Below are 12,052 nucleotides of genomic sequence, written 5' to 3'. Positions count from 1 at the left end.
CACGCTTACATGATTGTGTTTTCTTAAAGAACTTATCTCGCTTCAACTTCCGTATCCGCTATATTCCGATGAGCATTGCGCTCCTCTTTATCTTTTTTTTGTTTCCCTCCGTTTCCGTTGGGACTGCAAAGGTAGAAATCTTTTTTGAACTTCCAAAAAACTTTTGAAGTTTTTTTCTTTTTCTTTTTCCCGATTTCAGCGCTCAACTTCCGTTAAACCCTTCTTTTTTTCATGATCTCTTCTTTCGAAGTAACCGTCCCTCCCTTGCGGAGTGGTGCAAAGATAGGGAGTTTTTATAATCACTTCCAAGCCTTTTGTTCTTATTTATTTCGTTTTTCTGCTAACTCGCTGTGAACTTGGCCGATTCTTTTTGTAAAACAGGATCCCCAGGGGCTCCGGGGGACAAAAAACGACGGTTATGGCCAGATCGGGCGCAGGGAAACAGCGCCGAGACTGTGGATACGCTGTGGAAAGGTCGGGATTGCCTATGGGACTAGAATTACGCCGCAGCAGCGCAAAACCGGGGAATGCAGTGGAAAGGTTGCAGCAGGGTCAGCTATGCGCGCAAGAAAGACAGCGAAGGGATAAAAGTGGATGGGCGACAGAAACCGGGGATCAGGGAAGCAAGGAACCGCGACAGTCACTGCCGGAGGGGGCTGAAGGGTGTCCATTCCTGAAAAAGGTTTACAAAAACCGAATATTAAAATCTTAAATTTAATATTATGAAAAAGCGTATGACAAAACGTAAATCAGGGGGACAGCAAGTTTACAGTGATAGCTTCAAGATCCTCGTTTCCAGAGAATACCTTGCCGGCAAGCTGAGTTATTCGCAACTTGCCCAGAAGTACAATCTTCCTGGGGAAGCCACTCCGCGGTATTTTATGAAATGGTACCAGCAGTGGGAAAGCAATCTGGAGCTTGAAGTTCCCCAGACAGTGGAATCAGAAGATGCCGGGATGAAAAATGAGCAGGATCTCAGGGATGAACTTTTCCAGGCGAACCTTAAGATTACTGCCCTGGAGATGCTGATCAAAAAAGCGGAGGAGCTCCATGGGGCTGATTTTGTAAAAAAGTCTGGGGCCAAATCGTCCAGGAAATGAAGTCGTGTTACCAGAATGTTTCGGTCTCCAGACTTTGTGGGCTATTTGGCAGAACAAGGCAATCCTATTATAAATATATGGGCAGAGAGCAGGAATATTCTGTTCGCAGTGGGCTTGTGTTGGAGCGGGTACGTGAAATTCGGAAGGACTCCCATCGCATGGGTACCCTTAAACTCCGCAGCATATTGGCCAAAGAAATGGGCAGCGCGATGGTTGGACTGGGAAGGGACGCTTTCTTCAGACTGTTGCGTGAGAATGATCTTTTGGTCAAGTGCAAACGCAGGTATGCCATCACCACCCAATCCGACCACCGTTTCAAAAAGTGGCCCGACCTTGTGCAGCGTAGGCAGGCCCTGCGTCCCGAGCAGATATGGGTAAGTGATATCACCTACATCCGCATCCTGGACAAATGGATCTATCTCTGCCTGGTCACAGATGCCTATTCCCGAAAGATCTTGGGCTACAAACTTACCCACAGACCAACAGCCCAGGCCTGTATATCAGCGCTCAGGATGGCCATATCACATAGAATCTACCCACAGAGCAGTCTGATTCACCACTCCGATCGCGGCATCCAGTATTGTAGCACAAATTATGTCAATATGTTGCAGGAAAATGGGCTTGCAATAAGCATGACGCAATCCGGGAGCCCATACGACAATGCCGTGGCAGAAAGGTTAAATGGTATCCTAAAAAACGAATATCGGATGGCCGAAACTTTCCCAGACTACAAAACGGCACTTGCACAGCTGGTCAAAGCAGTCAATATATACAATCATTTTAGGCCACATATGTCCTGCAACATGATGTCTCCACAGCAGGCCCATCAGGAATGGCAGAGCCAGAAAGTTCCCAAAGTGTTTCAAAGACGTAGCCTCGAAGCAAAAAAGTTCCGCAGCAAAACCAGGGAAACAGCAGCAAGAAAACTGACAACCGATAACAGTAAGAAAACAGACAATGACAACCATATTCAGTAGAAAGAAATATAATGTAAAATCTATATAGTAATCTGTTCGGTAGATGTAAACCTATTTCAGTATAAGACAGGGTATTTTCAAACGGGCGCTCCTCGGGAGCTGTTCGCCCTTTCTTCGCCCCTCCTTCGGACGCTGCCTACCTTTTACCTATCCATTCCCTATCTATTCCCTATTGTTTGGATAGGGAATAGATAGGGAAACGGTAGAGAATCTATAGAGAAATCCCGAACAAAGGGCGAAGCGCGGACGAACGAGACCCGAAACGCGGCCGAAAAAGGCCAAGTACGCGCGGATCGACCGCAGGGAAACAGCTCCTGGGCACAAACTCACGGCGCAAAGGCCGGAGATGGGCCGCAAGTGTGGATACCCTGGACCACAGAATGGATAGAAACGGAGGTCTCAAGGGAAAAGGGGATCCGCAGTGCTCACTTCCATATGGAGCCCCTGCCATTTTAAGCCAGAGGGAATAACTCGATGGGTGCCGCCCCCCCCTTCCCTTCCTCTTAAACCGGTCTTGCCCCCGATTAAAACCCAACTATGGGACTTGCGTGGTCATATATCATATCCAGCAGTTCTCACCCTCCCGACTCTAGTGGCAACACAAGAGATAGACCTCGGGACTGTGACCTACCTCCGTCGGGACAGCTTTGCTATCTGTCCGTAGTGTCTCCATGGTGAGTCCGTGCTGAGTCCGAGTCTAACACGCTAGAACAGCGGTAGCAATCCGGTCAAACCATACCAACATCTGCGCTCACACCCGTTTAAAGCCCGATTCGGTCCCGGACAGTTCCCGAATCACAGCTAAAAAAAAATCCAAAATAGGCCAAACACTCGGACTCATTAGCTGGAAACGCAGTTTTTTGAAGTAAAAGCATTCAAAAAACTGCATTTGTTAAACATAAAAATACGATAAACCAGACTATATTATTGTTACAACACAAACCCTTGATAATTATCAAAAACAAGTGGTTTGTCTTTTTTTTTATGTAGATTTATCTTCTTATAACAATCTCCAAAGTGATGAGCAGAACTACCCTGAAAGATATAGCCTTAGAACTCAATATTTCTGTTTCGACAGTTTCCAAAGCACTATCAGACAGCTACGAAATCAGTGAAGCAACTAAAAAAACGGTTCAGGAGTACGCTAAGAAGCACAATTTCCATCCCAATAAGTTGGCACGAAGTTTAAAAATCGGAAAATCAAATACCATTGGAGTCATTGTTTCCAATATCAGTAATACATTCGTATCTCAGATTCTCGATGGAATTCAGATCGCTTCCCAGCAAACCATCTACGATGTTATCTTTATGCAAAGTAGAGAGGATGAACGTGTAGAAAAGAATTGTATAGATGTTTTAAGAATGCGAGGCATAGATGGGCTAATGATAGCCCCTGTATCTTCTGGGTCAAATATTGAGGAGCTTAAAGACCTCATTAAAGCTAAAATACCTGTTGTTATCTTTGACCGCATCAATCACAAATTAGACACATTCAAAGTCGGAGTCAATAATTTTCAAGGAGCATACAATGCAACCCAACACCTTATTCAACAAGGAAAACGGAATATATTACATATCACAGGAAAAAACCTAGGTGTTGCCGAAGAACGTTTAAGTGGTTTTAAAGCAGCTCTCTCTGATGCAGGCATACCTTTTAATGAAAAGCATTACATCGAATGTAGCTTTAACAGCACAATTGATTTAGACAAGAGTATAAGAGAAATTATAATCAAAGAGTATATTGACCATAAAAATATCGATGCAATTTTCGGTGCAACGGATGTCATCACGACAAGAACATTAGGCATTTTAGCAGAACTTCGGATTGAAGTTCCGACGGAAGTTGCCGTCATTGGATTTTCCAATACACAAATTGCAGCTTCATTAAACCCCGCTTTGTCGACCGTCGTACAACCTGCGACTGAAATCGGTGAAATAGCAACGAAAAAACTGATTGACACCATTAATCAGACAAGACCAATTCACGAATTTGAAACCATTGAACTTCCGACACAGCTTGTCGTAAGAAAATCTTCGTTATAACCCCTTCCCTTTTACATCGAGGGAAAATAACAAAAAAAACAGTCGGAAAATATCGCTTAAGCTATTATCTCCGACTGTTTTTTTATACTATAACCTTGTCATCAGCGAAAGTAATCAGTATGATTATTATCGTAGACTACTCACCAGCAATTCCATATTCCAGTCCTCGCAATTCAGCTAAACCTCTTAATCGACCAATAGCAGAGTAACCAGGGTTTGTCACCTTGTTAAGATCATCCAGCATCTGATGTCCGTGATCAGGTCTAAATGGAATAGCAGTAGATCGCAACTGGTTTTCGGCAACCAAAATTTGCATAATTTTATACATATTCACATCTCCATCCAAATGATCTGCTTCATAGAAACTACCAATGATGTCTTTCTTAACATTCCGCAAATGGACAAAGTTTACCCGCGCCTTTACCTGCTCTAATATCGCTGGTAAATCATTGGTTTGGCTAGCTCCTAAAGAACCTGTACAAAAACAGATACCATTGAATTGTTGCGGCACTTCACGCAAGATATAGCCAAGGTCTTCACCATTGCTAGCAATACGTGGCAAACCTAAAATCGGATAAGGTGGATCATCCGGATGGATCGTCATACAGATACCGTTGGCTTCACATACCGAAGCAATTCCGTTTAGAAAGTAGACTAGATTTCTACGCAAGCCATCCCTTCCAATATGTTTATAGGTATCAATACTGGCTTTTAATGCATCCAATTCCACATTTTTTTCTCCCGGAATCCCCATCAGAACAACATTGGCCAAGCTATCTTTTTGTTGTTCAGAAATTTCACCAAAGCGCTTCGTTGCTCTTTTGACAATACTTTCCGAATAGTCTTTTTCGGCATCGGTTCGTTTTAAAATAAAGATATCAAAAAGCGCAAGGTCAATCCAGTCAAAATAAAGAGCCTTTGAGCCATCTGCCATCACCAGATCCAGTTGCGTTCTGGTCCAATCCAGTACAGGCATAAAATTGTAACAGACTGTTTTAATACCGCATTCAGCAAGATTAGCTAAGGTCTGGTTATACTTGGCAATATATTCATCAACTCGAGGTCCTTTTGTTTTAATTTCTTCATGAACCGTTACACTCTCTACCACAGACCAAACCAAACCCGCATCTTCAATAATACGTTTTCGCTCCTGAATATCAGCAAGAGGCCAAATCTCACCATGAGGAATATGATGCAGCGCTGTAACGATACCCGTTGCACCTGCCTGTTTAACATCCTGCAAGGATACTGGATCGTTGGGACCATACCAACGCCATGTTTGTTCTAATTTATTCATCTCAAAATTTCGTTAAACACCACACCATGCATTAAAACCACCATCTACAAAGACTGTCTCACCAGTTACAAAAGCTGAGGCGTCACTCAATAAATAGATTAAAGTTCCTTTCAATTCCCGTGGATCTCCCAATCGGTTATAAGGTGTTCCGCTAAGTATCCGCTTGGTACGTTCGCTATAGCTACCATCTGGATTTATCAATAGATTTTTGTTTTGTTTGGTCAGGAAGACACCTGGAGCAATTGCATTGACGCGAACTTGATCACCATAACGTTGCGCGAGTTCCGTTGCCATCCATTTTGTATAACCATCAATACCGTGTTTGGCAACTGTATATCCCAATACCCGTGTGAAAGGTCTGCTTGCTGTCAAGGAGGAGATATTTACGATGGCTCCTTTTCCGCTTTCTGCAATTACGCGACCAATAATATGTGTTGGGATAATGGTTCCATAGAGGTTTAGTTCGATCGCTTTAATCGTATCTTGAATATTACTAGCAAATAGATCTTGGTCAGCTCCTATTGTCGCGCCCGGAATATTTCCACCAACAGCATTCACTAGAGCGTCAATTCGCCCCCATTTATCAAGGATTTCATCCTTTGCTCTACTGACATCCTGCTCGTCCATGATATCAACCTCTACAAATATGGCCTCCCCTCCGAGAGATTCAACTTGCTGTACACGTTCCTTTCCGATCTGCTCGTTACGTCCAAGAATAGCAACTTTTGCTTCTGCCTCAGCCAACGCTTCCACAAATGCCTCACCAAGAATCCCCGTACCACCAGTGATCACGACAACCTTATCTTTTAATGAAAATGGATTATTACTCATGTATTTCTATTTCAAATTGGTATTTATCCCCAATTTTATTGATAATAACCTTAATTACAAAAAAAAGTAATTAATTTAATTACGATAACGTTTTAGTTATTTCAATTTATTTTTCCACTTCTTCCGTTGTTTCATCATCAAACAGAATTCTTACCGAGGGGGTATAGGTGTCATCATGCTGCCCTGACTTATTCGCCCAAAAGAAAGCACATAAAAACACCAACGCTAATAAGACACTACAACCGATCAGAATATACATGATTTCCATAACAACTATAGTTTATGACGTTTTGCATACCATCTTGTCATTAAGCTGGTAAATGAGATAATTGTAACTGTACTTATCGGCATCAAGATTGCCGCAAACAAGGGCGACATAATCCCCTGAATAGCAAAACTTAGCCCGATTATATTATAGAGCAATGATATCCCAAAGCTCATATGGATTACTTTTACAGCATCTTTGCTGAAAGCAAAGAAATCTGATAATTTTGAAAATGATTCGCCGTCTAAAATAGCATCACATCCAGGTGAAAAGTTATTGATATCATCACTGACAGCAATCCCTAAATCTGCTTTACGCAATGCTCCAGCATCATTCAATCCATCCCCGATCATACAGACATGTTTTCCCTCTTGCTGAAATTGCTGAATGCGCCCCAATTTTTCCATTGGTGATTGGTTAAACATCAAGCATGCTTCCGAAGGAAAAATCAATTTTAACGCGTCCAGGCGTCGGTCATTATCTCCCGATATCAGATGCAGGTCGTAATGAGGTCTGAAATCTTCAATCAATGCCGACAGGCCAGCTCTCCATGCCTGTTCCATGGTGAAATATCCTTTCGGCTCATCACCGATGCGTATAAATACAACAGATCCGTCAGTCTTGATATTTCCTATGTTCAAAAAATTAGCGTTGCCAATTCTGACGACTAAACCTCCAATTACTGCCTCCATCCCCTTTCCCGGAAACTCTTTAAAATTTCGTACTGCGATATCTGAACACACATCCAGCCATTTCACAATCTCTCGGCTCAAGGGATGGCTAGAATTTCGACATACCGCATTGACCAACTTTCTTTCATTTGCACTAAGTGTTCCCTCAAAATAAATTGAGGTTGCTTTAGGCGACGAAATAGTCCCAGTTTTATCGAAAACGAGTGTATCTATTGTTGCCATCTGCTCGATTGCTGCAGTATTTTTGACATAGAACTTGTTTCTATCGAAAATACTTAATGCCGCAGACAGGGTAAATGGAGAGCTCAACGCCAATGCACAAGGACATGCGATAATCAGCACTGCCGTAAAAGCTCCCCAGGCCCTATTGGCGCTACCGTCCACAGCCCAATACAGCGCTGCAAAAAAAGCGATCGCCAATAAAACAACAGTAAAATATTTACTTATAAAGTTCACAAAAGTCTGAAACTGCTTATCGTAATCTTTATAGTTTTCATTATTCCATAATTTGGTCAGATACGACTGTGAAATCGGCTTTATAACCTCCAGTTCGATTGCCTCGCCGGTCTGACGCCCCCCGGCATAAATAATTTCCCCTAAGGTTCTACTCACAGGACTTGATTCTCCGGTCACAAAACTAAAGTCAATCGCAGCGTCACCTTTTAATAATATGGCATCTGCCGGGATAATCTCATTGTTACGAACAAGGATACGGTCGCCAATATTAATATCAGCCAATTGCACTGGTTTGTCCCCTTCTTCAGTAAGTACAGTTACCGCAACAGGAAAATAGCTCCGGTAATCCCTTTCAAAAGAAATATGGTAATAGGTCCGCTGTTGCACCCATTTTCCGATCAGAATAAAGAAGACCAAACTACATAAGGTATCTGTAAAACCAGCTCCAGTCTGCGTTATTACTTCGAAGGCCGAACGTAAAAACAGAACCAAAATACCCAAGGCCAAAGGGACGTCCAGATTCAATCTTTTTTGTTTCAAACTGACATAAGCGGACTTAAAGTAGTCTGAAGCACAATACAACAAAACTGGCAATCCAAAAGCTAAATTGATATAACCGAAAAAACTTGCATACTCCTTTTCAAATGCTCCCATACCAAAGTAGTCCGGAAAACTAAATAACATCGAATTTCCGAAACAGAATCCAGCTACTGCAATCTTGGCAACCAAGGGATTCAGGTTATTCTTATTCCCCTCTTTAACAACATCCTGCAGCGTAATTTTGGGATCGTAACCGATATTAGCTAATAGATATACTAAATCTTTGAGAGGAAGCAGAGTATGATTAAATGTAATGCTTGCTTGTTTTTTCATAAAGTCCACACGGGACTGTAGCACATTTGGATTTAGCCTATAGAGATTTTCTAACAGCCAAATACATGAGCTACAATGGATAGCAGGAATATAAAAGGTAATGATAGTCATCTTATCATCCTTAAAATCGACTAATTTAGCTGCAATCTGCGGTTCATCCAAATAGGAAAAATCCGCTTGTTTTTCTTTATTGGATTTCCCAGGGTGCTGATTATAACGGTAGTATTGTTGCATCCCCCCATTATGCAAAACCTGATAGACCGTTTGGCATCCGAGGCAGCAAAAATCATGATCATCGAGATGGTAACCTGTTTCATCGATTTTGTCTCCACAGTGGTAGCATTTCTCGATTTGTTGTACTTTTTCTTTTGTTACCGCCATATCCCCAATTAAATTGCTTCACTAAATAACTGCATTTTTGTACGCAGCTTCAAAAAACGTTGATCAAAGGCCATACAGATATTCCGTAGAAATGAACGTCCGATCGCAGTGCACCGAATCAGATCCCCTTCTATGCTGACTAAGCCATCCTGGGCTAATGTTGACAATTCTTCTTTGATCTGAGCAGTTAAATCCGATGTGGGATCCAATTGTACTTTACCTTTACACATCATATCAAGGATATAACGTCTTATGACCAAATCTTCCGCATTAAGTATATGTCCTTTCACTACAGGCAACACACCTGATGCGATCAGCTTATGATATTCTTCAACTGTTTTAACATTTTGTGCGAAACCACCCCAAGCATCGCTGATTGAGGACACACCAATCCCAATTAATAAGGGGTTAAACCGATCCGCATAACCCATAAAATTACGGTGCAAGCGTTCCTCTTGGAAGGCCAAATAAAGTTCATCCTCTTTTTTTGCAAAATGGTCCATCCCTATATCCGCGTAGCCTTGTGCCAGGATCAGCTTTTTCCCAAGATTATAAAGTGCTAGTTTGGCAGTACCCTTTGGCAGATCCGCTTCCGTATAATGCCGCTGCCCGGGTTTCAACCAAGGGACATGGGCATAGCTATAAAAAGATATCCGATCTGGCTTGAGCAGCATGGATTTTTCAATGGTATCCTGTACAGATGCTTGGGTCTGCTTCGGCAATCCGTAGATCAAATCGAAATTAATGGATTCAAAACCGATCTCTCTGGCATTCAACATCACCGCTTCCACTTCTTCAAAGGTCTGCTGCCTATTGATCATAAACTGCACCAAAGGGTCAAAATCCTGTATCCCTAAGCTGAGACGACGGAAGCCTAGGTCGAAAAGAATCTGTAAGTGTTCGGTTGTGGTATTAGCAGGGTGCGCTTCAAATGAAAAAGAGCGATCTGCTGTGACATCGACATGTTCAAGGATCCCCTCTATCAACAATTTCAGGTTCTCGGGTTGAAAAAATGTCGGTGTACCGCCACCCAAATGTATTTCTGACACGAGCGGTCTCTCTCCTTTGAAAACAGCCAGATACATCTCCCACTCCTTTAGGAGAGCAGCAATGTAAGGCAGTTCAACCTGATGATTTTTTGTGATACGCGTATTACAGCCACAGTAGGTGCATAAGCTTTCGCAAAAAGGAAGATGTATATACAGACTTAATCCCCTATCTTTTGACTGTTTGAAAGTACAGTATACCTGATCCGTCCAAGCATCAGTAGAAAATGTTTTCTCGTCCCAAAATGGAACAGTTGGATAACTGGTGTACCGTGGTGCTGCAATATTATATTTCTGCACCAGCTCCGCCATAGTCCTGTCTTGTGTACTCATTGAAAATTATTTTTTGCGCAGTCATTTAAACAACAACATGCTTTACCAACACATTTTTCCATCCCCCAGAGGTTGAGATTCCGAACAGTCTGTTCTGCCAGTCCTTTTGGGCTTTGATCCTCAAAAGGTGCATTCGCAATCTGAATACTTAGAGCACCTGCCTTCACCAAATCGATATGGGATGTTTCTTTACTTCTAGTCATGATCTTATTGATCCCTAATTCCTTCAAATTAAGTAGCATTTTATCATCCAAAATATCTCCTCCTGAGATGACAATCGCATCCTTTCCGCGCGCATAATTTTGCGTTTCGGCATTTAATCCGTTTGAAATCAAGGTGAGATCATGCTGTTTCGCATTGGCCAATGCCCAAAACTCCTTTTCAAATGACCTCACATTATATACAACTACTTTCATTTTGAATTCTACAATCAACCACGTATAAGTTTATCCTAAAAACAAAATTAGCTCATAGCTCAGTCCAAAAACATGATACAAGACCATATCCGACAATGATATATATCACAATTACACAAAAAGGGTGTGTCCGAATTCTTCGGACACACCCTTTTTGTATTGATATTTATAAACCGTAAGCCCCAAAGCTCACGCAATATTTATTGTTTATTTGTTACTGTTTTACATCCCTCAAATTTTTGATCGAGTTGATAAAAATCTTTCCCTTTTCCTTCGAGATCAGTTTTTCCTCCTTAAAATCAGAAAGCATACGTGAAACCGTTTCATTTGCTGTACCGGCTATCGAAGCAATTCCATCTCTGGTAATATCAATTGTACAGGCATTGACCTCATTGATATTAATTCCGCTTTTTTCAGCTACACTGATCAGCGCATTGGCCACACGTTTACGGACAGAATGATAGGCAAAACCCAACAGTTGTTCTTCTTTTTCACGAAGGTCTACAGAAAGCAATTTGATAAATTTGCTTGCTATAGCTGGCTTTTTCCACAAAAGTTCCAAAAAGGCGTCTTTCGGGATTAAAATAACCTCGCTCGGTTCAACAGCCTCTGCATAATCTTCATAGTTCTCATTCAACAACACAGAAGCATAACCAAAATAATTTCCTTCGATATAAATTCCGGTTGACAACTCGCGTCCATCTTTGTACGATTTAAAGCTTCGGATCTGCCCCGATTTGACATAATAGACATAAGTAGGTGAATCGTCTTTCTCAAAGATAGACTGTTTCTTCTTGATCGTTTTCACACGCGAGTTGGCGAGCAATTCCTGTAGCAATAAAACTTGCTCCTCTTCACTCAGATTTAGATCAGCGTCTTCGGGTGTATCAGCGGATAACTGCTCATGCTTTTTGAGACGGACCTCAATCGCATTCATTAGTTCCACATCATCAAAAGGTTTGGTCAGGTAATCATCAGCTCCCATCTCCATTGCCTTGCGCATATCCGCACGTTCGGCTTTGGCCGTCAGAAAAATAAAAGGAATTTTTGCAGTGCTTTCTATTTTGCTCAACATAAATAGTACACCATAACCATCCAATTCAGGCATCATGATATCACAGAGAATCAAATCAGGAATATGCCGGGTTGCCAAATCAACTCCTATCCGACCATTCTCCGCTGTAATAACATCATACCGTCCTGTCAACTCCAAAATCTCTGTTGTCCCCTCTCTAATGTCAATATTATCCTCAATAATTAGAATTGTCTTTTTATTTTTCATCTTATTTATCCTTCAATGGCTGATGAGAGCTCGCCTGTTTATCTTCAATGGGTCCTCTAA

11 protein-coding genes are annotated in these 12,052 nt (G+C 41.9%); 4 read left to right on the top strand and 7 right to left on the bottom strand.

The genetic code is table 11. The annotated features are described in order from the left end of the window. Positions 1 to 418 precede the first annotated feature (418 nt). The 4 genes from DFQ12_RS15745 to DFQ12_RS15730 all read left to right on the top strand — a co-directional run bounded on the left by DFQ12_RS15745 (position 419) and on the right by DFQ12_RS15730 (position 4,120). On the top strand, positions 419 to 712 hold the full coding sequence (locus tag DFQ12_RS15745) for a hypothetical protein (protein WP_147420433.1): 294 nt from the start codon (positions 419 to 421) through the stop codon (positions 710 to 712). 10 nt (positions 713 to 722) lie between these two features. Then, positions 723 to 1,100, top strand: coding sequence for a transposase (locus DFQ12_RS15740; RefSeq protein WP_120259993.1), 378 nt, complete (start codon positions 723 to 725; stop codon positions 1,098 to 1,100). Continuing rightward, a complete protein-coding gene (locus DFQ12_RS15735; protein ID WP_167457293.1) occupies positions 1,097 to 2,077 on the top strand; it encodes an IS3 family transposase in 981 nt (326 codons plus the stop codon). Before DFQ12_RS15740 ends, DFQ12_RS15735 begins: the two co-directional genes overlap by 4 nt. A gap of 1,020 nt (positions 2,078 to 3,097) precedes the next feature. Then, complete coding sequence (locus DFQ12_RS15730; RefSeq protein WP_120259991.1) at positions 3,098 to 4,120, top strand: LacI family DNA-binding transcriptional regulator; 1,023 nt, start codon at positions 3,098 to 3,100, stop codon at positions 4,118 to 4,120. Positions 4,121 to 4,256: 136 nt separating this feature from the next. Here DFQ12_RS15730 and uxuA read toward each other — a convergent pair whose 3' ends face one another. The 7 genes from uxuA to DFQ12_RS15695 all read right to left on the bottom strand — a co-directional run bounded on the left by uxuA (position 4,257) and on the right by DFQ12_RS15695 (position 11,992). Next, positions 4,257 to 5,417 carry a mannonate dehydratase gene (gene uxuA / locus DFQ12_RS15725; protein ID WP_120259990.1) on the bottom strand — a complete coding sequence of 387 codons (1,161 nt, stop codon included), beginning with the start codon at positions 5,415 to 5,417 and terminating at the stop codon, positions 4,257 to 4,259. 12 nt (positions 5,418 to 5,429) lie between these two features. Next, the gene (locus DFQ12_RS15720) at positions 5,430 to 6,248 is read right to left on the bottom strand and encodes an SDR family oxidoreductase (protein ID WP_120259989.1); all 819 of its coding nucleotides are present in this window, start codon (positions 6,246 to 6,248) and stop codon (positions 5,430 to 5,432) included. Between the two features lie 106 nt (positions 6,249 to 6,354). Beyond that, positions 6,355 to 6,516 (bottom strand): cbb3-type cytochrome oxidase assembly protein CcoS, encoded by a 162-nt coding sequence (ccoS, locus tag DFQ12_RS15715; protein ID WP_120259988.1) that lies wholly within the window; start codon positions 6,514 to 6,516, stop codon positions 6,355 to 6,357. Between the two features lie 5 nt (positions 6,517 to 6,521). After that, on the bottom strand, positions 6,522 to 8,915 hold the full coding sequence (locus DFQ12_RS15710) for a heavy metal translocating P-type ATPase (RefSeq protein WP_120259987.1): 2,394 nt from the start codon (positions 8,913 to 8,915) through the stop codon (positions 6,522 to 6,524). Between the two features lie 8 nt (positions 8,916 to 8,923). Further along, positions 8,924 to 10,294, bottom strand: coding sequence for an oxygen-independent coproporphyrinogen III oxidase (gene hemN, locus DFQ12_RS15705; RefSeq protein WP_244211759.1), 1,371 nt, complete (start codon positions 10,292 to 10,294; stop codon positions 8,924 to 8,926). Then, complete coding sequence (locus tag DFQ12_RS15700) at positions 10,291 to 10,710, bottom strand: Rossmann-fold NAD(P)-binding domain-containing protein (protein ID WP_120259985.1); 420 nt, start codon at positions 10,708 to 10,710, stop codon at positions 10,291 to 10,293. The genes hemN and DFQ12_RS15700 overlap by 4 nt, the downstream gene beginning before the upstream one ends. 214 nt (positions 10,711 to 10,924) lie before the next feature. Next, positions 10,925 to 11,992: a response regulator gene (locus DFQ12_RS15695; RefSeq protein WP_120259984.1), complete on the bottom strand. Its 1,068-nt coding sequence runs from the start codon at positions 11,990 to 11,992 to the stop codon at positions 10,925 to 10,927. Positions 11,993 to 12,052: the final 60 nt, after the last annotated feature.

This window comes from Sphingobacterium detergens (assembly GCF_003610355.1).
Taxonomy (GTDB): domain Bacteria; phylum Bacteroidota; class Bacteroidia; order Sphingobacteriales; family Sphingobacteriaceae; genus Sphingobacterium; species Sphingobacterium detergens.
This window is presented reverse-complemented; position numbering and strand designations above follow the sequence as displayed.